Annotated in this window: 20 protein-coding genes; 10 read left to right on the top strand and 10 right to left on the bottom strand. The window is 67.6% G+C overall.

All coding sequences use genetic code 11. The annotated features are described in order from the left end of the window. The 6 genes from FCU40_RS10195 to FCU40_RS10170 form a co-directional block, all read left to right on the top strand. A partial coding sequence (locus tag FCU40_RS10195; RefSeq protein WP_241693585.1) for a methyl-accepting chemotaxis protein occupies positions 1 to 530 on the top strand: 530 nt, incomplete at its 5' end. Positions 531 to 549: 19 nt separating this feature from the next. Then, complete coding sequence (locus tag FCU40_RS10190) at positions 550 to 1044, top strand: GAF domain-containing protein (RefSeq protein WP_168074702.1); 495 nt, start codon at positions 550 to 552, stop codon at positions 1042 to 1044. An 83-nt stretch (positions 1045 to 1127) separates the two neighbouring features. Then, positions 1128 to 2279, top strand: a complete 1152-nt coding sequence (locus tag FCU40_RS10185) for a GNAT family N-acetyltransferase (protein WP_168074707.1) — start codon at positions 1128 to 1130, stop codon at positions 2277 to 2279. After that, positions 2279 to 3199 carry a glycosyltransferase family 2 protein gene (locus FCU40_RS10180; RefSeq protein ID WP_168074701.1) on the top strand — a complete coding sequence of 307 codons (921 nt, stop codon included), beginning with the start codon at positions 2279 to 2281 and terminating at the stop codon, positions 3197 to 3199. The genes FCU40_RS10185 and FCU40_RS10180 overlap by 1 nt, the downstream gene beginning before the upstream one ends. Then, positions 3085 to 4110: a hypothetical protein gene (locus tag FCU40_RS10175; protein WP_168074700.1), complete on the top strand. Its 1026-nt coding sequence runs from the start codon at positions 3085 to 3087 to the stop codon at positions 4108 to 4110. Before FCU40_RS10180 ends, FCU40_RS10175 begins: the two co-directional genes overlap by 115 nt. Before the next feature lie 46 nt (positions 4111 to 4156). Then, positions 4157 to 4681, top strand: a complete 525-nt coding sequence (locus tag FCU40_RS10170; protein ID WP_004617538.1) for a flavin reductase family protein — start codon at positions 4157 to 4159, stop codon at positions 4679 to 4681. Between the two features lie 42 nt (positions 4682 to 4723). Here the strand turns inward: FCU40_RS10170 and FCU40_RS10165 are convergent, their stop codons facing one another. From FCU40_RS10165 to FCU40_RS10150, 4 genes are all read right to left on the bottom strand, one after another. Further along, entirely contained in the window at positions 4724 to 7768 is a 3045-nt protein-coding gene (locus FCU40_RS10165; protein ID WP_004617535.1) for a TonB-dependent receptor, read from the bottom strand. Between the two features lie 127 nt (positions 7769 to 7895). After that, positions 7896 to 9704 (bottom strand): amidohydrolase family protein, encoded by a 1809-nt coding sequence (locus FCU40_RS10160; RefSeq protein WP_206677324.1) that lies wholly within the window; start codon positions 9702 to 9704, stop codon positions 7896 to 7898. A 138-nt stretch (positions 9705 to 9842) separates the two neighbouring features. Then, a complete protein-coding gene (locus FCU40_RS10155) occupies positions 9843 to 10568 on the bottom strand; it encodes an endonuclease III (protein WP_168074699.1) in 726 nt (241 codons plus the stop codon). A 79-nt stretch (positions 10569 to 10647) separates the two neighbouring features. After that, a complete protein-coding gene (locus FCU40_RS10150; protein WP_004617527.1) occupies positions 10648 to 11211 on the bottom strand; it encodes an NUDIX hydrolase in 564 nt (187 codons plus the stop codon). Positions 11212 to 11563: 352 nt separating this feature from the next. Between FCU40_RS10150 and upp the strand changes: the two genes are divergently transcribed. Further along, on the top strand, positions 11564 to 12193 hold the full coding sequence (gene upp, locus FCU40_RS10145) for a uracil phosphoribosyltransferase (protein ID WP_168074697.1): 630 nt from the start codon (positions 11564 to 11566) through the stop codon (positions 12191 to 12193). Positions 12194 to 12203: 10 nt separating this feature from the next. On the opposite strand, the gene FCU40_RS10140 is transcribed toward upp, so the two are convergent. From FCU40_RS10140 to FCU40_RS10115, 6 genes are all read right to left on the bottom strand, one after another. Continuing rightward, positions 12204 to 13121 (bottom strand): 5'-methylthioadenosine/S-adenosylhomocysteine nucleosidase, encoded by a 918-nt coding sequence (locus tag FCU40_RS10140; protein WP_168074695.1) that lies wholly within the window; start codon positions 13119 to 13121, stop codon positions 12204 to 12206. A gap of 120 nt (positions 13122 to 13241) precedes the next feature. Continuing rightward, positions 13242 to 14531 (bottom strand): amidohydrolase family protein, encoded by a 1290-nt coding sequence (locus FCU40_RS10135; protein ID WP_168074693.1) that lies wholly within the window; start codon positions 14529 to 14531, stop codon positions 13242 to 13244. 45 nt (positions 14532 to 14576) lie between these two features. Continuing rightward, a complete protein-coding gene (locus FCU40_RS10130) occupies positions 14577 to 15014 on the bottom strand; it encodes an acetyltransferase (protein ID WP_004617519.1) in 438 nt (145 codons plus the stop codon). Positions 15015 to 15053: 39 nt separating this feature from the next. After that, positions 15054 to 16550, bottom strand: coding sequence for a phosphomannomutase/phosphoglucomutase (locus FCU40_RS10125; RefSeq protein ID WP_168074691.1), 1497 nt, complete (start codon positions 16548 to 16550; stop codon positions 15054 to 15056). A 100-nt stretch (positions 16551 to 16650) separates the two neighbouring features. Next, a complete protein-coding gene (locus FCU40_RS10120; protein WP_168074689.1) occupies positions 16651 to 17607 on the bottom strand; it encodes a KpsF/GutQ family sugar-phosphate isomerase in 957 nt (318 codons plus the stop codon). Further along, on the bottom strand, positions 17604 to 17831 hold the full coding sequence (locus tag FCU40_RS10115) for a hypothetical protein (RefSeq protein ID WP_168074705.1): 228 nt from the start codon (positions 17829 to 17831) through the stop codon (positions 17604 to 17606). The genes FCU40_RS10120 and FCU40_RS10115 overlap by 4 nt, the downstream gene beginning before the upstream one ends. Before the next feature lie 139 nt (positions 17832 to 17970). Here FCU40_RS10115 and gpmA point away from each other — a divergent pair, with 139 nt between their 5' ends. The 3 genes from gpmA to FCU40_RS10100 all read left to right on the top strand — a co-directional run bounded on the left by gpmA (position 17971) and on the right by FCU40_RS10100 (position 21389). Next, positions 17971 to 18684, top strand: a complete 714-nt coding sequence (gene gpmA, locus FCU40_RS10110; protein WP_168074687.1) for a 2,3-diphosphoglycerate-dependent phosphoglycerate mutase — start codon at positions 17971 to 17973, stop codon at positions 18682 to 18684. A gap of 81 nt (positions 18685 to 18765) precedes the next feature. Further along, the gene (locus tag FCU40_RS10105; protein ID WP_004617508.1) at positions 18766 to 20025 is read left to right on the top strand and encodes a pentapeptide repeat-containing protein; all 1260 of its coding nucleotides are present in this window, start codon (positions 18766 to 18768) and stop codon (positions 20023 to 20025) included. A gap of 98 nt (positions 20026 to 20123) precedes the next feature. Continuing rightward, positions 20124 to 21389 (top strand): pentapeptide repeat-containing protein, encoded by a 1266-nt coding sequence (locus tag FCU40_RS10100; RefSeq protein WP_168074685.1) that lies wholly within the window; start codon positions 20124 to 20126, stop codon positions 21387 to 21389. Positions 21390 to 21450: the final 61 nt, after the last annotated feature.

Below are 21450 nucleotides of genomic sequence, written 5' to 3'. Positions count from 1 at the left end.
AGGAGGTCCGGGCGCTGGCCCAGCGCTCGGCCGACGCGGCCAAGGAGATCAAGGGCCTGATTAGCGCCTCGTCGGCCGAGGTCGGCAAGGGCGTGCGTCTGGTCGGAGAGACGGGGGAAACCCTCGAGCAGATCCTGGTCCAGGTGGCCGAGATCAACGAGCTGGTCGGCGAGATCGCCGCTTCCGCCAAGGAGCAGGCCGTGGGTCTGGCCGAGGTGAACCAGGCCGTGAACCAGATGGACCAGGTCACCCAGCAGAACGCCGCCATGGTCGAGCAATCGACCGCCGCCAGTCACGCCCTCTCGGTCGAGGCGGCCGAGCTGGAACAGCTGATCGGCCGCTTCCAGGTCGGCGCGGAGGTTCGCCAGATGCCCACGCCCCGCGCCCCGCGTCCGGTGGCTCCGGCGCCCTCGACCGCGCGACCGACCGCCGCCCCGACCCGTGAAAGCTTCCGCCAGCGTTATGTCCAAGGCGCCAACGCGCTGAAGGTCGAGCCCAGCTCGCGTCCGGGGGAGTGGCAGGAGTTCTAGGGCGCGCTATATCCGGGCCATGGCCGAAGCGTTCAACGACATCACCCTCTCCGCCGACAAGGCGACCCGTTATGCGGAGGTCGCCGATGAGATCGCCGCCGTGCTGGACGGCGAGCCCAACCTGACCGCGCGCATGGCGACGGTGACTTCGATGCTGGCGAACAGCTTCGACCACTACTTCTGGACCGGCTTCTATGTCGTCGATCCGCTGAAGCCGCGGGAGCTGGTGGTCGGGCCTTACCAGGGCACGCTGGGCTGCCTGCGCATCGCCTATGGGCGCGGCGTCTGCGGCGCGGCGGCGGCCAGCGGCGAGACTCAGCTCGTCCCGGACGTGCACGCCTTTCCGGGACACATCGCTTGCGACGGTCGTTCCCAGAGCGAGATCGTCGTGCCGGTCCACGACGCCGACGGCCAGCTGATCGCCGTGTTCGACGTCGATTCCGATAAGCCCGCCGCCTTTGACGACACGGATCAGCGGTGGCTGGAGACCATCCTGAAGGCGACTTTCGGGTAGCCAACGGCGCCCCGCCTTTGGCGCGGGGATTGCAGTGAAAGGTCCATCTTTCCCTAACCCGAGCCGGAGTAGGACAGGTGGATATGCTGGACGTCGAGACCCTTCATCCCAGCCTGCTGACGCCCACCGACGTGGCGGTCTGGCGGGGGCTGGCCGCTTCGCAGCCGGCTTTCGCCAATCCCTTGCTGGGGCCTGACTTCGCGCAAGCCGTTGGAAAGGTTCGGGAAGATGCGCGTGTCGCCGTGGTGCGGCGGGATGGCGAAGCCGTGGGCTTCCTGGCCTATCACCGACGCCCGGGCGGCCTGGCGCGGCCGATCGGCTCCCCGCTGTCCGACTATCACGGCCTGGTCAGCCGTCCCGAAGCGGGATTGAAGATTGGCGACGTGCTTCGCGCCGCCGACGTGCGTCTATTTCGATACACCGGCCTGCTGGATCCGAACGGCGTCTTCGCGGCCGCCCCTACCGCCGAGCGCGCGGCCTATGTGATCGACCTGCGCGAAACGGACGCCGAGCGCTATCTCGAGGCGGTTCGCGCGGAGAGCCCCAAGAAGATCAAGAACTACCGGCGTCTCGACAACAAGCTGGACCGCGAGGTGGGGTCCGTTCGTCTGGTGGCCGGCGATATCTCGCGCGAGAGCTTCAATCTGCTGATCGACTGGAAGCGGGAACAGTTGATCCGCACGGGCGGCCACGACTATCTGCGCGCCGACTGGACGCGCGAGCTGATGGCAGACCTGTTCCAGACCCGCGACGGGGCGATGCGCGGCCTGATGATCGGCCTCTATGCCGGCGACACTCTGGTGGCTAGTCATTTCGGCGTCCGACAAGGCCAGACCTACCATCCATGGATCGCCTCCACGAACCCCGAGCACGCCGCTTGGTCGCCGGGGCAGATCTTCTTCCTGCGCGCCATCGCCGCCATGCCGAAGATGGGGCTGACCCGCTATGATCTGGGTCCGGGCCATGACCACTATAAGCGCGCCTACGCCCTGAACACGATCTCGATCGGCGAGGGGGGCGCCACGGCCGCTGGCCTGGGCGGGCGCATGGCGATGTCGGTCGAGAATGTCTGGAGCCTGGCCGGCGCCCGGGGCGAAGGGGCCGTCGGTCGTCTGCGCCGCCGGATGGACGCCATCGCCAGCACCGAACTGACCATGGGCGGTCGCGTGCGCGAGTTCGTCGAGGCCGTCGCTTCGCGGACCCAGCGTCGAAGCGGAGAGCTCTCGGAGGCCTGATGGCGCGCGTGACGATCATGATCCCGACTCAGCGACGTCCCGACGGCCTGGCCGTGGCGGCGCGTTCGGTGTTCGGGCAGGTCGGCGTCGATCCCGCGACGCTGGAACTGGTGATCGTCGACAACGACCAGGTCCCCTCGGCGCGCCCCGTGGCCGAGGATCTGGCCAAGAACGCGCCGTTTCCGCTGATCTATGTCCACGAGCCCAAGGCCGGCGTGGCCAATGCTCGCAACGCCGGCATGGCCAAGGCGTCCGGCGACCTGATCGCCTTCCTGGACGACGACGAGGAGGCTCCGGCCGGTTGGCTGGCCGCGCTGCTGGCCGCCCAGGACCGCTTCGACGCCGACGTGGTGTTCGGCCCGGTCAAGGCCCGCGCGCCGGCCCAGATCGTCGAGCATCGCGACTATCTGGAGCGCTTCTTCTCGCGCGAGGGACCAGCGGAAGCCGGGATCCTGGACCGGCATTACGGCTGCGGCGACAGCCTGATCCGCCGCGCGGCCTTGCCGGATCCCGTCTCGCCGTTCGCCGCCGAGCGCAATCACATTGGCGGTGAGGACGACATGCTGTTCGGCCACATGGGCGCGGCCGGCGCGCGCTTCGCCTGGGAACCGGCGGCCTGGGTCTGGGAAGATCCGGTCCCCTCGCGCCTCAGCCTCTCCTACACGATCGCGCGCGCCTTTGCTTATGGACAAGGGCCCAGTTCGCACTGCGCCGCCGCCACGCCGCCGGACCGCCTCGGGGTGGCCCGCTGGATGGCGATCGGGGTCGTCCAGGCCGCGCTGTTCGGCGCGATGGCCGCGTTCAAGTGGCTGACCCGCGCGAAGGACCGGGCCGAGTGGCTGGACCGCGCCGCGCGGGGGCTGGGCAAGACCTTCTGGTGGGGCCCCTTCAAGATCCAATTCTACGGGAGGACCGCGTGAGCGTGATCACCGACTGGACGGCGGACAAGGCCAAGGCCTTCGGCCGCGAGACCCTGATGTTCAAGCACGCTCTGCATGAGCGGCCGATGTTCGACGACGAGGGCCTGGCGCGCCTTCTGGATCTCTACCCGCGCGACAAGCTGGGCGTCTTCACCATGGGCGAGGACCCCAAGGCCTGGACGACCTGGCGCAAGGGCTCGGCGGGGACCCTGACCGGCGACCAACTGCTGGAAGCGGCTAAGAGCGGCCGCATCTGGCTGAACCTTCGCCAGACGAACGAACACGTGCCCGAATACGCCGCCCTCTGCCAGGAGATCTTCGCGGACAAGGAAGCGGGCGTTCCGGGCCTGAGAACCTTCAAGCGCGATCTTGGGATGCTGATCTCCAGCGCCAACGCCCAGGTCTTCTACCATCTGGACGTGCCGCTGGTGTCGCTCTGGCAGCTACGGGGGCGCAAGAAGGTCTGGGTCTATCCGGTGGCCGACCCCTATGTCGGCGACCAGGCCCTTGAGCGGATCGTGCTGCGCGAGACCGCCGAGCAATTCGCCTTCGAGCCGGAATGGGATCAGGGCGCCCAGATGGTCGAACTGACGCCGGGCGACATGGTCACCTGGAAGCAGAACGCCCCGCATCGGATCGAGAATGGCCCGATGCTGAATGTCTCGATCTCGATCGAGTTCATGACGCCGCCGGCCTTGATGCGGGCCAATGTCATCTACGCCAACGGCGTGTTGCGCCGGCGTCTGGGCGCCAAGCCGCGGATCCAAGAGGGTTTCGGTCCCGCCGCTCTGGGCAAGCTGGCCGTGGCGCGCGGCGCCAAGGCCCTGGGCCTGCAAACGCCGCATGTGCGCCATCTGCCGACGACGTTCGGGCTGGACGCCAGCCGGCCGGGCGTGCTGGTCGAGCGCTGACCGGAACCCCTTTCCCGCGACGGGGAAGGGGCTTACTGCTGGCTCGATGAGCAAGGCGGTCACGATCGAATTGGGGGAGGGCGGCGATCACGACGCCCGGGCTCTGCGCAACGCGTTTGGTTGCTTCACGACCGGGGTGACGGTGATCACCACTGTTGGCGAGGATGGACGCAAGGTGGGGCTGACGGCCAATTCCTTCACATCGGTGTCCCTCGACCCGCCTCTGGCGTTGGTCTGCGTCGACCTCAAGTCTGCCAGCCTGCCGGCTCTGGACGCGGCCGGACGCTGGGCGGTCAATGTGCTGCACGCCGAGCACCAGGCCTTGGCGCGTCAGTTCGTGCGCAAGGATATCGACCGCTTCGCCGGCATCGAGACCGAGACCTGGCGCACGGGCGCGCCGATCCTGCCTAACTGCATGGCCAATTTCGAGTGTGAGACCCACCACGCCTTCGACGCCGGCGATCATCGCGTCTATGTCGGGCGGGTGGTCAAGCTGCGCTACGACCCGGATCACGAACCCCTGGTCTATCTCCAGGGACGTTTCCGCCGGGTCCATGTCGAGACCGAATAAGGTAAGCCCGCGCTCCCCAGGGAGAGCGCGGGCCAGAAACGCTTAGAAAGTCTTCCGGATGCTGGCGTAGTAGTACCGGCCGTAGGGCTGGTACACCGAGGCCATGTAGCCGTTCGACGACAGCGCCGGATCCTTGTCGAACAGGTTCTTCACGCCCAGCTTCAGATAGGTGCGCTGGGCCCAGCCCTGGCTGAACTCATACTGACCGTAGATGTTGACGGTGGCCTGGGACTTGACCACCCACGGCGTGCCGGCCGAGTCCAGCAGGCTCGTGTCGTTCACGTCCGAGATGTACTGGGTGAACGCGCCGACCGTGAGATGGTCGAGGCGCCAGGTCGCCGAAGCGGTCCACTTCCAGTCGGGCTTGCCGTTGTAGCGGATGTAGCTGCCGCCGCCGGTGATGTTGGTGCCGGCGTTGATCTGACCGGCCGAACGCGCGGCTAGCAGCTGCGCGATCTGCGGCGAGGGCTGCTGATAGAACTTCAGCAGGTTGGCGCCGTTGACCGACACGTCGAAATCGCCAAAGCGCGTGCCGTGCTTGCGCCACATCAGGCCGATGTCCACGCCGCGAGCTTCCTGCGGCAGGGTGTTGACGTACTGATCCTTGACGTACTGCACCGTGCCGACCGGAGCGAGGCCCGTGCCCGCGAAGGCGGCGACGTCGTCGGCCGTCGGAGCGGCGCGCACGACGTTCGGGTTGCTGGAGCCGCTCTGGCGCAGCAGGTAGTCGAGGATCAGGGCGTTGCCCTCGCCGAACAGGCCGACGATGCCCTTCTGCTTCACGCGCCAATAGTCGACGGTGAGGGTGAAGTTGCCGTAGTCGGACGGAATGAACTTCGGCTCGAACACGAAGCCAAAGCCCATGGTCTCGGAGTCTTCCGGCTTCAGGTCGGGGTTGCCGGCGCGCTGGGCCGTGACGCTGAGCGAGCGGGTGCAGTTGCTGAAGCTGGTGATCCGGCCGGCGCGCAGGTCGGCTTCGCATCGGATATAGTCGGTGCGGGTGTTGGCGCGGCTGATGACCGAAGCGTTGATCTGCTCCAGGTTCGGGGCCTTGAAGCCCTGGGCCCACGAACCGCGCAGGCGGAAGCCGTCGACCACGTCCCAGGCCATGGCGACCTTGGGCTTGGCCACCGAGCCGACGTCGCTGTAGTCCTCGGCGCGACCGGCCAGTTGCAGTTCCACGTTGCGCACCAGGGGGATGCCCATTTCCGGCGAGATCACCGGGATGGCGAACTCGACATAGGCCGAGCTGACCTTGCGCGAACCCTTGGTGTCGGGCGAGGGGCTGGTGCCGATCAGGTCCGAACCATAGACGAGGCCGGTGACCGGGTTGGTGTAGGTGATCGTGCCGTCAACGTGGGCGTCGCGGTCGTCATGCTGGGTCTCCCGACGCCACTCGACGCCCGCCGCCACGCCGACATCGCCGCCGGGCAGGTGGAACAGATCCGGGCGCGAGACGCGGAAGTCCCACGAGGCCAGCGAGCTGGTGCTGTAGCGCGTGGTCTTGATCTTGATGGCGTTGATCGCCGCCTGGCTGCTGGGCGTGGCGTCGCCGACGCTGGGATTGGCCAGCGTGCCGCCGTTGAACGGGTTGTAGGCGTCCGGCGTCGACAGGGCCAGCTGCTTGGCCAGGGCCGTGGCGCTGATGCCGTCGGACACGTCCTTGACCGAGGCGCGCGAGTACAGCAGCGCCGACTCCCACTTCCAGCCGGCGACCTTGCCGCGCAGACCGCCCAGGAAGCGGGTCTCGTTGTTGGTGACGTCCACCTGCTGCTTGCCGACATCGACGAAGTCGTAGCTGGTCAGGTTGACCGAGAGGCCCGTGGCGGGCGCGGTGGTGCCGGCCAGGCGGTTGGGATTGGCCGTGCCGTTGGCGAAGGTCGCCGCGCCGAAGGGGTTCCAGTAGTTCGACGCCGGCGCCGTCAGCACCTGGGCCGAGGTCGTGTTGTTCGGCGCCTGGTAGGCGCGGGTCTTGGCGCGATAGACGCCGACCTCGCCGAAGGCCGTGATGGTGTCGGTCAGGTCGTAGTGGCCGGTCGAGAAGACGTTGATGCGCTTCAGCTCCGGCATGATCGACGTGCCGGTGGCGGCGGCGTCGTAGCGAAGGTTGCGATCATCGCCCGAGGTCGCGGGCGCGCCCGACTGAATGCTGATGCCCGGGCCGACGGCGATCTGGCTGCCGTTGTTGGTCGTCGGCTGGATGTGGAAGGCGCCGGCCGCGCTGGTGATCAGGACGCCGTTGGCGCGGACCGCGCCGGACGCCGTGAAGCTGCCCCAGGGCGTGGTGGTGACCCGATTGTCCAGGCTGCCCGCGCCGGCGAAGCTGGTGCCGTCGAACAGCGGACGCTTGTCGGCCGAGGCGGTGTAGCTCTGGTCGAGCGAGTTCAGCTCGGTGCGGTGGTCGTAGTTGACGAAGACGGTGACGTTGCCGCGGTCGAAGTTCTTCCCGAACAGGCCGTTGAATTCGTATTCCTTCAGGTGCGTGCCCTGGGCGTGGCCGTATTGCGCCGAGACGTCGGCGCCGTTGAAGTTGTCCTTCAGCACGGTGTTGACCACGCCGGCCACCGCGTCGGTGCCGTAGATGGCGGCGGCGCCGTCGCGCAGGACTTCCAGGCGTTGCAGGCCCGTGGTCGGGATGGCGTTGGTGTTATAGGTGATGGTCGGGACCAGGCTGGTGCCGTCGGCCTGGCTGGTCGGGTGGGTCACGACGCGGCGGCCGTTCAGCAGCACCAGGGTATTGCCCGAGCCCAGGTTGCGCAGGTTCACCGAACCGATGTCGCCCCGGGCCGAGTTGCTGCTGCCCGGAATGTAGCTGCTGTTGTAGTTGACGTCGCCCATCTGCGGGATGGCGCGGAACAGCTCATCGCCCGAATTGGCGGCGACCGTTTCCAGCTGCTTGGAATCGACGACCGTCACCGGCAGGGCGGCCGTGGCCTTGGCGCCTTCGATGCGCGAGCCGACAACCACGATCTCCTCGACGGTGCTTTCGGGCGTGGCGGCTTGTTGGGCCGCGGCTTGGCTGGCCCAGGCGGCGCACAGCGCCGAGGTGGCCAGCATGGCGGCGCGCAGCGCGCGTGTCTTAGTCATTAGAGTTCCCCTCTTCTTGAACCCGCCCCCCAAGAGCGAGCCTTCGATGCAACCGGCCGACCTTGGCCGCGTCTTCCCTGGAAATAGCCGGGCGCGATCTTGACGCCGCGCGCCGGCCGCTTCCGGCTCAGTAGAAAGTGACGTTGTCGACTTCCATCCAGATTTTCTCGCCGCCCTTCCGACCGCCCATGAACTCGACCTCGGTCAGGTCCGAGCCAGTCCATTCGCTCTTGCCGCCGCGCTCGCTGGCGGGCTTCAGGGCCGTGAACGGGATCTCGACCGTCTTCCAGGCCTGACCGGCCGAGAACGGCGCGGACCAGCGACCGCCAGCCGTGCTGACGCCCAGGGCGTAATCGCCGTCGCCGCGCACCTCGAAGCGCACGCCCTTGAAGGCGCGAGCGTCGACCGGCTGGATCGAGCCGCGGGTCAGGGGAATGATCACCCCGGCATAGGGCTTGGGCTTCATCGACATGCGGGCGCTGATCGACAGGGCGTGGCCCTGCTCGCCGCGCGTGATCACCTGGCTGATCTCGACCGTGCGGTCCAGGCCGCCGTCCGGGTCGTCGGTGCGCAGGGTGTCGAGGCTGGAGCGGCCGTCGGCGCGCTCGAAATCGTCGATCTGGGCCTTGGCCGGGATCGAGGGCATGGTCGTCGCCTGGTTGGCCGTCAGAGCCGGCGCGCCAGGGCCGTAGACCAGCTTACCGTCGATCAGGACGCGATCGGTCTTGCGCACGTCGCTGATGGTTTTCCAGGGCTCGCCCTTGATCAGCACCAGGTCGGCGCGCTTGCCGACCTCGATGGTGCCGCGATCCGACAGCAGGTTGATGACCTTGGCGCTGAAGGCCGTGCCGGCCATCAGGGCGTCGGTCGGCGTCAGGCCGGCGCGGACCATCAGCTCCATCTCATGCAGGGTCGACGCGCCGTGCGGCGTGCCGGGCATCCCGGCGTCGGTGCCCAGCGCGATCGTCACGCCGGCGTCATGCAGCATCTTGGCGTTGTGCAGGGCGTTGTCGAACTTCTTGAAGCTCTGTTTGACGTTCGGGTTCTCGTCCGGATCGCGCGGCGGCTGCCCCGGCTTGACCGGCTCGTAGACCGCCAGAGTGGGCGTGTCCGACGTGCCGCCGGCCTTGATAATCTCGACGGCCTCGGCGTCCAGCCGGCGATCCTGCAGGCTGTGGGTGATCACATCGACCTTGGAGCGGCCGGCGACCTCTCCGCGATCGACGGTGACGGTGTGGGTGAAGACCTTCAGATTGTTCTTGTGGGCCTCGTCGACCAGGGCGGTCAGGGTCCACTCGTCCATGCTGGTGTTGTCGGGCGCGACGCCATAGCGCCAACCGTCGGTGAAGGCCTTGATCAGGTCGGGCTTGTAGGGGATCAGCGACTTGACCGCCGCGCGGGCGGCCTCGGGCGTGTTGACCCATTTGGTGGTCGCGGTGTCGGCCCAGTCGGCGCCGTGGCCGCCGGGCGTGCTCATCCGGGCGGCGAAGTTGACGTGCGGCGCGACCAGGGTCGACAGCCACTGGCGGCGGGGCGCGAAGGATTCCGGCGCGGCGTTGAAGTCGCTGACCGTGGTGACGCCCGACGAGACATAGGCCGTGGCGATCTGCGGCGTGGTCCCCGGAACGCCTGACGGGGTCCAGTGGGTGTGCAGGTCGAAGAAGCCTGGAAGCAGCGCCTCGCCCTTGGCGTCGATCACCTTCGCGCCGCGTGGAGCCTTCACGGTCGGTCCGACCTCGGCGATGCGGCCGTCGCGGATCACGACATTGGCCAGATGCGGCGCCGCCCCCGTCGCGTCGAAGACGGTCGCGCCCATGATCGCCACCACCTCGCCGTCGCCGGCCTTGGCCGCTTGGGCGATGCCCACGCCGGCCAGACCCAAGGTTCCGGCCAGGGCGGTGGCCATCAGAACGGACTTGAGGGTGGGTTTCATCATGGTGCGTTCCCCGACGTGCCGATACCTGTTTCCAAGACCGACGGGCGAGATCGCGATTTCCGCCGGTCGGCGGATGACTTTTTTCAAAGGCGGATCGCGCCGACCGGCATCGGGAACGAGGGCGAGGCGCGGATCGGCCTAACCCCGTGGTCGCCAGGCCAGGACGTCGGCGCTGTGGCCCACGCCGGTCTTGGCGCACATCGCCTTGACGGGACAGGCCCCGCACTTGGGAGCCTCGTGCGGGCACAGCATCTGGCCCAGGCCACGCTTCAGCAGCCAGTGCAGTTCGAAGAGGTCGTCGGCCGTCCAGCTAGCCGGCGCCATGTCCATCAGCGTGTGATAGGCGTGGGTCGTGTCGCCCGCGCCTACCAGGCCGATGCGGCGGGCGACTCGGTGGACATGCGTGTCGACGACCAAGGACCGCATGGCCAGGTCGCTGAAGTTCAGCACGCACGCGGCGACCTTGACGCCCACGCCGGGCAGCACCTGCAATTCCCAGCGGGCCTCGTCCACGGTCAGGGTCTTCAGGTGGTTCAATGACAGCCAGCCGACCTTGGCTTCGATCATCTTCAGGGCGGTGGTCAGATGGCGAGCCTTGTCGCCGGGGAAGGTCACGTCGTCGATGATCCGCGCCACGCGGGCGACGGGAGCGCGGGCCAGGTCTTCCCAGGCCTTGAACTCGGCTCTCAGGCGCAGAAAGGCGCTCCACGAGACGGCGTCCTGGGTGCGACCGCTGATCGACGACTTCACCAATTGCGAGATCGGATCCATCCGCGCGACTGGCCGCTGCGGACCGAACTCGCACAGCAGCGCGTCGCGCATGCTTTCCAGCGGCGACCGGGCCAGGCCTAGGGAGAGCTGCATCGAGAAGATCCGCCGCGCGAGAACATAATAAGAACATTATGCGCGACGAGCGGCTTTGTCCACAGGCGCCGTCGCGCGTCTATCGCGGATAGCGTCCCCAGAGCGCCGTCACGCGGCGACGCAGACGGTCGAAGGCCACGCGGACCGGGGTGGGGGCCTTGGCCGGGGCCGGGCATTCCTCCTCGGGGAGCGTCGTTCCGGCGAAGCGGACGATCAGGTCGCGCAGGGCCGGCTCCTGGACGGCCAGGGCGGCCTCGACCGGCGGCATCCATCGCAGCGTGCGCTGGCCTTGCTCCGGCCAGGCTTCGCGTTCGCCCGTCACCTGGAGCGGATAGACGTCGACCTTGACCAGCCGCGCCATGCCGTTCTTGAGCTTCTTCAGGTATTCGTATTCGCCGATCGACTGTTCGCCGATGATCCCGTCCAGGCCGGCTTCCTCATAGGCCTCGGTGGCGGCGGCCTGGAAGTCGGTCTTGTCCTTCATCGGCCAGCCCTTGGGGATCACCCATCGGCGGGTCTCGCGGGAGGAGACGAGCAGAATGCGCAGCGCCTCGCCCTCGCCGCGCCAGGGCAGGGCGGCGACTTGGCGACGCTTGCCGCCGGACTTGCGTCCAGCTCCTTTGACCCCGCTCGTATCGGTCACTTCATCTCAAACCCTGAGGTCGTCGGACCGCGCGGCCGATGGCGGGCGGCGGTTCTGGCGGTTACGATGGTCTTGGCTACGCGGCGGCGCATCGCCGAGGCCCGCGCGACGCGAGCGGCGACAATAGCGCTCGCGATCGCGTGAGTCGTCGAGCCTGAAATACCTAAGTGCGTGGAGAAGAACAGCGCGAAAACCGTCAGCGATCTCCGCTTGGAAGGCGCGGCGGCGCCTGGCCTGGTCGCGCGAACGCTCCAACGGCTTGAATATGGAGCCCCTTACGTCGCTTAGACGGTTCCATCCGAACCCGGCAGGTTTTAGGAGCTTGGGGTCACTGTCCTAGCAAGGCGCTCCCATGACCCAGGTCACCGTCGTCGGCCATCCGCTCGTCCAGCACAAGCTGACCAAGATGCGAGACAAGGCGACCTCGACAAAGACCTTCCGCGCCCTGATGCGAGAGGTCGCCACCCTGATTTGTTACGAGGTGACCCGCGACCTGCCGATGGAAAAGGTCGAGATCGAGACCCCTGTCGCGCCCACGACGGCCTACGAGATCGCCGGCAAGAAGCTGGTCTTCGCCCCGATCCTGCGCGCGGGCCTCGGTATGTGCGAGGGGATGCTGGACCTGGTCCCCTCGGCCCGCGTGGCTCACATCGGCCTCTATCGCGACCATGAGACGCTGGAGGCGATCGAGTACTATTTCAAGGCCCCCGAGGACATCACCGACCGCCTGGTCATCGTGGTCGATCCGATGCTGGCCACCGGCCACTCGGCGATCGCGGCGATCGCGCGCCTGAAGCATCACGGCGTCACCAATCTTCGCTTCGTCTGCCTGCTGGCCGCGCGCCAGGGCGTGGACGCTCTAAGCGCGGCGCATCCGGACGTGCCGATCTGGACTGCGGCCATCGACGAAACGCTAAACGACCACGGCTACATCGTACCGGGCCTGGGAGACGCCGGGGATCGAACCTTCGGGACGCGATAGACGTGGCTCTTTAGTTCGGAAGCGCCTTCACGAAAGCCTTCACCACCGTCGCGGAATTGTCCGAGGCCAGGGCCATAAAGGTGTGCATCTCGTTGGCCCCCGCGCCGCCGCCCGCCAGGTCCGACAGGCTGCGGAACACCACGAACGGCGTCTTGTTGACCAGGGCCACGTGAGCGACGGCGGCGCTCTCCATGTCGACCAGGCGCGCCTGGAACGTGGCGCGCAGGTACTTGCGGTACGCGGCGTTGTCGAGGAACACCGGGGCCGAGACGCCGTTGCCGCCCACGACCACCTTGGGCGGATGGGCCAGGCACTTGTCGGCGACGCAGCGCTGCAGCGCCACCTCGGCGGCGACCTTGCGGGCGATGTCCAGCATCGCCGGGTCCGCCGGGAACCAGACGCGGGCCGGCTTGGAAAGATCAGCGCCCGGCAGCAGGATCGCGCGCGGATAGATCATTCCGAAATTGGCCAGGTCGCTGTTGCGGATGCTGGCGGACACCTCGAAACCCTTGTCGGTCTCGCGCGCGAAGGCGCTTTCCAGGTTCTGGGCCCACTGATCGGCCACCACCACGTCGCCGATGTCCAGGCCCTCGTCGACATCGCCGGCGATGCCAGAGAAGACGATGCGGGTGATGTTGAAGCGGTCCAGGGCCATCTGAGTGGTCATGGCCGCGTTGACCATCGAGACGCCGCTCAGGAACACGACCACGGGCTTGCCCTCCAGCGTTCCGGTCGTGAAGCGCACGCCGTTGACCTCGAAGGTCTTCTGCTGGCTGGTCGCGGCGTTCAGCGCGCCGATTTCGGGCGGGAAGGCGGACATCACCGCGACGCGCGGGGTCTCGTCCAGGCGCTGGGCCCAGGCCGGCGCGACGACGGCGGGAGAGACGAGCAAGGCCAGCAAGGCCAGGGCGAGGGCGGGCAGACGCATGGAAGCTCCCAGGACGACAAGTCCCGCCTGCTTAGCGGTCGTCGGCCGCTTGCCCAAGAGGAACGAACGGCCGCGAGACGCTTCGGGCGCGTTTGACCGATGACGAGGCGATGCGATTGATCAGGGACGCCGATATACTTGGCCGCCCTTCATCACGAAGACGACGTCGCGGACGGCTTCGATCGCCTGGGTCGGGTCGCCCTTCACGGCGACGATGTCGGCCAGATAGCCGGGCTTCAATTGGCCCAGATCGGCGGCGTGGCCGATGACCTTGGCGTCGACGGCGGTGGCGGCCAGCAGGGCCTGGACCGGGCTCATGCCTTCGCGGACCAGCCAGACGATCTCGCGCGCATTGTCGCCGTGCCTGAAGACGCCGACGTCGCTGCCCATGCCGATGGTGACGCCGCTCTTCACCGCCAGCTTGAAGGCGCGATCGGCGTTTTTCATCGCCGTGGTCGGCTCGCTCTTGCCCGGAACGTAGCCGCCGAAATAGGTCGAGGTGCTCTCGACCGCCGTCAGGGTCGGGAAGAAGACGACGCCTTTTTGGGCCATCAGCTTGAAGGTGGCTTCGCCGCCGCCATAGCCGTGCTCGATCGTGTCGACCCCCGCCAGGACGGCGCGGCGCATCCCCTCCTCGCTGGAGGCGTGGGCCGAGACGGGGCGGCCGCCGGAATGGGCGGTCTCGACGATGGCCTTCAGTTCCTCGAGGCTGAACGTCGGCTGGGTCGAGCCATCCGGGCCCGTGCGGTAGTCGGCATAGACCTTGATCCAGTCGGCGCCGGCGGCGGCCTGTTCGCGGGCGGCCTTGATGACCTCGGGAACGCCGCTGGCTTCCTGGGCGCCCTGGGGCAGATCGGCCTCGGGGTTGTAGTTGCGCCGCGCCGGTCCATAGGCCCCGGTGGCGACGATGGCGCGCGTGGCCACGAAGAGGCGAGGGCCGGGAATGAGCCCGTCATTGATCGCCTTCTTCAGCGGCGCATCGGCCGCGCCGACGCCTTCGGTGCCGAGGTCGCGCAGCGTGGTGAAGCCCGCCTCCAGGGTGGCCTTGGCCTGCACCGCCGCGCGAAGCGTCCGATAGGTCGGCGTCTCCTTCAGCACCTGATCGTCCCACGACGTCTCGTTATAAGGGTGCAGGAAGAGATGGCTGTGCAGGTCCATCAGGCCCGGGATCAGCGTGGCGCCGGGCAGGTCGACGATCTCCGCGCCAATCGCGTCGGCTTGCGACGCCACTTGGGCCGCCGGACCGACGGCCGCGATCTTATCGTTCTTGACCAGCACGGCCCAGCCTTCATGCGGCGGATCGGCCGTCTCGGCCGTCCAGACCTTGGCGGGCTTGAGCAGGATCGGCGGCGCGGCGAAGGCCAGGCCGGGGCTCAGCAGCAGGGCGAGGGCGGTGAGAAGACGGCGCATGGGACGACTCGCGAAGGAACGTCGTCAGCTAAGCCGAAAACCGCGTCAGACGCCAAAGCGCAGATGGATCAGTGGATAGGGGCGACCCTGGCCGTCGGTCGCCGACCAGCCGATGCGCTCGAAACCCATATGCTCGTAGAAGCCGACCGCCTGGGCGTTCTGTTCGTTGACGTCGGTGGTCAGCACGGGGTGAACGGCCAGGGCGTAGTCGATCAGGATCGCCCCCACGCCGGCCCCGCGATGCTCGGGATCGATGAACAGCGCCTCCATGTGGCCGCCGTCGATCAGCATGAAGCCGATGGCGCGGTCACGGTCGTCGACGGCCAGGGTCAGCGGGGCCGACGGCAGGAAGGCCTCGACCTCGCGTCCGATCGCGGCGCGGTCCTCGGGCGTCAGGAAGTCGTGGGTGGCGTCGACGGCGGCGGCCCAGATTTGGACGACGCGGGGGCCGTCCTCGGGACGCGAGGGGCGGAGCTTGATCATCGCGGCGATGATAGACCGCGCCGGCCCCCGCCGTCGCGATCAGATCTCCTGATTGTACTTGCCGACGCGGTCGCCGAGGCGGGGCTTCACTTCCTGGCGGAAGAGGGCGCGCATGTCGTCCTCGGACTGGGTGCTTTCGACCACCACCACGATCTCGGGCTTGTTGGACGAGGCCCGGACCAGCACCCACGAGCCGTCTTCCAGGTGGACGCGGACGCCGTTGACGGTGATCACCTCGGTGATCTTGCGGCCCAGGATCGAGCCGCCGGCCGCGAACAGGTCCTCGTATTCCTTCACCACGTCGGCGACGACGCCGTACTTCTTCTCGTCGTCGCAATGCGGGCTCATGGTCAGCGAGGTGAAGGCCACGGGCAGGGCCTTGCGCATGTCCGACAGCTTCAGCCCCGGATTACGGTCCAGCATGGCCAGGATGGCGGCGGCGGCGGTCAGGCCGCAGTCGTAGCCGTAGCCCAGCTCGCCGTTCATGAAGAAGTGGCCGCTCTTCTCGAAGCCGGCCAGGGCGCCCAGCTCGGCGCTCTTGCGCTTGATGTAGCTGTGGCCCGTCTTCCAGTAGATGACCTTGCAGCCGTGGGCGGCCAGGATAGGGTCGGTGGCGTAGAGGCCGGTCGACTTCACATCGACCACGAAGGTCGCGCCGGGGTGCAGCGGGGCCAGATCCCGGGCCAGCATCAGGCCGATCTTGTCGGCGAAGATCTCCTCGCCCTCGTCGTCGACCACGCCGCAGCGGTCGCCGTCCCCATCGAAGCCGAAAGCCAGGTCCGCCTTGGTTTCGTGCACGGCGTGGGCCATCGCGTGCAGCATCTCGGCGTCTTCAGGGTTGGGATTGTACTTCGGGAAGGTGAAGTCCAGGTCGGTGTCCATCGGCACGACCTCGGCCACGCCCATCTTCTTCAGGGCCTCGACCACGAAGGCGCCGGCCGTGCCGTTGCCGCAGGCGGCGATGACCTTCAGCGGGCGGGTGACGCTGGCCCGCTTGGCGACGTCGTCGATATAGCGCTGGGCCTCGCCGGCCACGCGGATCAGCTTGCCGCCGTCGCGCTCGACGAACTTGGCGTTCAGCACGATGTCCTTCAAGCGGCTCATCTCGTCCGGGCCGAAGGTCAGCGGCTTCTGCGCGCCCATCTTCACGCCGGTCCAGCCGTTCTCGTTGTGGCTGGCCGTGACCATGGCCACGCACGGAATGTCGAGGTCGAACTGGGCGAAATAGGCGGTCGGCGACAGGGCCAGGCCGATGTCGTGGACCTCGCAGCCGGCGCTGATCAGGCCCAGGATCAGGGCGTTCTTGATCGACGTCGAGTACGAGCGGAAATCGTGGCCGACCACGATCTTCGACTGGCCCAGTTCGTGGATATAGGTCCCAAGACCCAGGCCCAGCGCCTGGACGCCCAGCAGATTGATCTCCGGGCCGAACAGCCAGCGCGCGTCGTACTCGCGAAAGCCCGTCGGCTTGACCAGCGGTTCGTTTTCGTAAGCAGCTGTATTCGCAACGAGGTCGGCGCGCGGCGCGGAGAACATCGAAAATCTCGCTTCAATGATGATAAAGGCGCTTTAGCCGTCTCCAGGGCGGACGGCTAGCGTGTTCACATGACAAAGTTCGGTAAATAACGACTGTGATCTAGATCACGCCGGCGCGCAGCAGATCATGAACGTGCAAAATGCCGACCGGACGCGCATCCTCGACCACGAACAGCACCGTGACACGTCGCTCGTTCATCAACTTCAGCGCCTCGCCCGCCAGGGCTTGTGGAGCTATGGTGAGCGGCGCGCGGGTCATGACCTCGCCGGCCGTGTGGGTCAGCAAGCCATCCATGTGGCGTCGCAGGTCGCCGTCGGTGATCAGGCCGGACAGGCGACCCTGGTCGTCGACCACGCCCACGGCGCCAAAGCGCTTTTCGCTCATCACCAGCAGGGCGTCTGGCATGGCCGCCTCGGCGGCGACCAAGGGCAGTTCGGCCTTGTCGTGCATCAGGTCGCCGACGGTGCGCAGCATGGCGCCCAGCTTGCCGCCCGGATGGAAGACGCGGAAATCGCTGGCCGTGAAGCCGCGACGTTCCAGCAGGGCCACGGCCAGGGCGTCGCCCAGCGCGATCTGCAAGGTCGTGGACGTGGTCGGCGCGTTGACCTCCGCCGTGGCTTCCGGCGCGTCGGGCAGCAGCAGAAGGATATCGCCGGCGCGGCCCAGCGGACTGTCGGCCACGGCGGTCATGGCGATCAGCGGGATCGAGAAGCGCTTGGCGTAGGCCAGGGTATCGGCCAGTTCGCGCCCGGCGCCGGACTTCGACAGGGCCAGCACCACGTCGTCGGGGCCGATCATGCCCAGGTCGCCGTGACTGGCCTCGGCGGGATGGACGAACATCGCCGGCGCGCCGGTCGAGGCCAGGGTCGCGGCGATCTTGCGCGCCACGTGGCCGGACTTGCCCATGCCCGTGCAGACGATGCGGCCCTTGGCGTTGAACATCGTCTCGACCGCCTGAACGAAGGTCTCGTCCAGCGACGCGGACAGCGCGCGCAGGGCGTCGGCCTCGGTGTTCAGAACGCGACGGCCCAGGGCGACGGCGTCGAAGGCGCTCATCGGGGCGCCGGGGGCGGCGGTTGGGCGGCGTCCTCGATCGCCTTACGCGCGGCCGCGTCGCGGCGCGCCGCGGCGTCTTTCTCGCGCTGGATCGCGGCCTTCATCTCGGGCGTCTGCTGGACGGGCGTGTGCCCGAACGGACCCCAGGAACGGTCGCCTTGGCCCTGTGGCCAGACGAGGGAGAAGGCGATCAGCGCCACGGCGATCAGCCCCAGGAGCGGCATGAAAATGCGATCAGGCATGACCCGCCTATAGCACGGGCGGCGGCAAGGGGGAGGGGGCGCGGGGGCTTCGGCGCTTGACGCTGTCGCCGTCCGGCCTTAGCCCGCCCTGACATTTCCCCGACCGATCGAAGGAAGCCCGATGCCGACCCTCGTCCTGCTCCGCCATGGCCAGAGCCAGTGGAACCTGGAAAACCGCTTCACGGGCTGGGTCGACGTCGATCTGACCGCCGAGGGCGAGGCCCAGGCCCGGAAGGGCGGCGAACTGATCGCCCAGGCCGGCCTCGAGATCGACCAGGCCTTCACCTCGGTCCAGACCCGCGCGATCCGCACCTGCAATCTGGCGCTCGACGCGGCCAAGCAGAGCTTCGTGCCGGTGACCAAGGACTGGCGGCTGAACGAGCGGCACTATGGCGGCCTGACGGGCCTCAACAAGGCCGAGACGGCCGAGAAGCATGGCGCCGAGCAGGTCACCATCTGGCGCCGCTCCTACGATGTGCCGCCGCCGCCGCTGGCGCCGGGCGGTGAGTACGACTTCGCCAAGGATCGCCGCTACAAGGGCGCGAACCTGCCCGCGACCGAAAGCCTGGCCACCACGCTGGTGCGCGTTCTGCCCTACTGGGAAAGCGATATAGCCCCCCATCTCAAGGCGGGCGAGACCGTGCTGGTCGCCGCGCACGGCAATTCGCTGCGCGCCATCGTCAAGCATCTGTTCGACGTTCCGAGCGACAAGATCGTCGGCGTCGAGATCCCCACGGGCAACCCGCTGGTCATCGAACTGGACGCTCAGCTCAAGCCGGTCGGCGCGCGCTATCTGGACGAGAGTCGGGCCGAGGCGCTCCCCAGCATCGGCTAAACTTGGCCGGAACTTGTTGGAAAGACGACGTTAATTTTGCTCTGCGCATGGTTACCGCCTGATCCGGGAACCATGCGAGCCATGAGCGCCGCCTCGCCGACACCACAGGAATACAAGCGCCTGACGCAGCACGACGTCGACGTGATCTGCGCCAAGCACGATCGCCTGTGGTCCGCGCGGCTCGGCGGGGCGCGCGCCGTCTTCGCCTTCTGCGATATTTCCGGCCTGTCCATGACGGGCCGGAATCTCTGTGACGCCGATTTCACCGGCGCGGTGCTGGTCGGCTGCGATCTGCGCAAGACACGGCTGGATAACGCCAATTTCTACGGCGCGGACATGCAGGGCGCCGACCTGTCCGACGCCAGTCTTCGCCGCGCCGATCTGCGTGGCGCCAGCCTGCGCGGCGCCAACCTGACCGGCGCCGACATGTTCGAGGCCGATCTGCGCGAGGGCACGATCGCCGCCGCCGACCGCAAGGAAGGCTATCGCGTGATCGAGCTGACCCAGCGCGAGGCCTATGCCAGCGGGGCCAATCTTTCCGGCGCCAATCTGGAACGGTCTCGGCTTTCCGGCATCGTCGCCACCAAGGCCGACTTCAGCGACGCGATCCTGAAGGACGCCAAGCTGGTGCGCGCCAATCTCAAACAGGCCAATTTCAACGGCGCGAACCTAGCCGGCGCCGACCTCTCGGGCGCCAACCTGGCGGGGGCGGACCTTCGCAACACCGTTCTGGTCGGCGCCAAGACGATGTCGTGGAACATCAACGACACCAATCTCGAAGGCGCCCTGACCGACAAACCGGCGGGCACCGACGTGTCCGACATGCCCTATGAGCAGATGATCGCCGATCACGCGCGCTGGATCGAGACCGGCGGCGTCGAGGGCAAGCCGTCCGTGTTCGACAAGGCCGACCTGCGTAATCTGCGCTCTATTCGAGGCTTCAACCTGACGGCGCTCTCGGCCAAGTCGGCGGTGTTCTACGGCCTCGACATGGAGGGCGTGCAGATGCAGGGCGCCCAACTGGAAGGGGCGGACCTGCGGGCCTGCAATCTGCGCCGGGCCGACCTGCGCGGAGCGAGGCTCAAGGGGGCCAAGCTGACGGGCTCCGACCTGCGCGATGTTCAGTTGGGGCCCTTGCTGATCGCCGCGGACCGCGTGCTTCCGGCCGATCTGACGGGCGCTATCCTGGCCAATGCCGATTTCGCCCGGGCCGACCTGCGCCAGGCGCGCTTGACCGGGGCGGACGCCTCGCGCGCCAACTTCACCGGGGCCAACCTGCGGGATATCGATCTGACCGGCGCCATCCGTCTGGGCGCTCGGGGACTTGATGACATTATCTGAGTGAATTGGCGACAAATCGTCGCAGGCTTAACGGTTCGCTCGTCCCTGGCGCTTAGGGTGCGTCCAGCTGAAAAATAGAAACCCACGGGGAAATCGTTATGAACGCCGCGCAGAGCGTGGTTGGGCGGCGACGCCTGAGCCAAGCCGAGCTCGACATGATCGTAACGGCGCACGAGAAATTCGTTACCGGCAAACAAGGCGGCAAGCGGGCGACGCTCCGCTTCATCCAGTTGTCGGGCCTAGATCTGTCGTTCCGAAACCTGGTCGACGCGGACCTGACCGGGTCCTTGCTCGAAGGCTGTCGCATGGTTCGCGCCAAGCTGGACCGGGCGAGCCTTTTTGGCTGTGACCTGCGCAAGAGCGACCTGCGCCAGGCCTCGCTTGTGCGGGCCGATCTGCGCGGCGCCTGCCTGCGCGGCGCCAACCTGGGCCAGGCCGACCTGACCCAGGCCGATTTTCGCGAAGGTCAAATCGCCATTCCCCACCCGCGCAGGGGCCTAGACACCTTGCGGCACGAGGCTCGCCAGGGCGAGGTGGACGAGGCCAACTTCTCCGGCGCCACCCTCGACGGCTCGCGTTTCGAGGGCGTCTCGGCGTTCAAGGCCGACTTCAGCGATTGTTCGCTGAAGGGCGCGAAGCTGTCCGGAGCGAACCTCAAGGAAGCCAATCTGGTCGGCGCCATCCTCGAAGGGGCCGATGTGATGGGCGCCAATCTGGAGGGGGCGAACCTTTCGGGCGCGGTTCTGGCGGGCGTCGACACCTCGACGGCTCGTGTCAGCGGCGCCAGCATGGCCGGCGCGGTGGGCTCGGTCACGCCCGAGGCGATTTCCAAGGCCCGGGAACTTCATGAACGCTGCCTTTCGAACCAGCGCTGGTGCCAAACCGGCGGCAAGGAAGGCGCGGTCGCGCGTTTGGACGGCCAGGATCTGCGTCCCCTCAACGACAAGCTGAAAGGCCTGCGCCTGACGGCCATGAGCGCCAGGGGCGCCTGTATGGTGGGGGTGGATCTGTCCGGCGCTCAGCTGCAGGGCGCCAATCTGCAGAACGCCGACCTGCGCGCGGCCAATCTGCGGGGGGCTGACCTTCGCGGCGCCAGGCTGGCCGGCGCCAACCTGACCAAGGCCGACCTTCGCCAGGCCTTCCTGTCGCCCCTGCCGCTGGGACCCGAGCGTCAGACCCAGACCGGTCTGCAAAGCGTCCGGATGCGCTATGCGATGGTCCAGGCAGCCGATCTCAGCGGGGCCTTGCTGGACGGGGCGGACCTGCGAGGTTCGGACTTCACCGGCGCCCGCGTGGCCAAGGCCAGTTTCCGGGACGTCGACCTGACCCAGGTTCAAGGCCTGGACTTCTCCCTGCCGGGCTGACGCGAAGGCGGCAGATACGTCTTCGCGACGCCCGCCACGGCGCTGAACGATGCGAAAAGGG

Source organism: Caulobacter sp. SSI4214, assembly GCF_012184455.1.
GTDB classification, from domain to species: Bacteria; Pseudomonadota; Alphaproteobacteria; order Caulobacterales; family Caulobacteraceae; genus Caulobacter; species Caulobacter vibrioides_E.
Note: the sequence above shows the minus strand (reverse complement) of the source record. Positions and strands in the feature narration are given on the sequence as shown.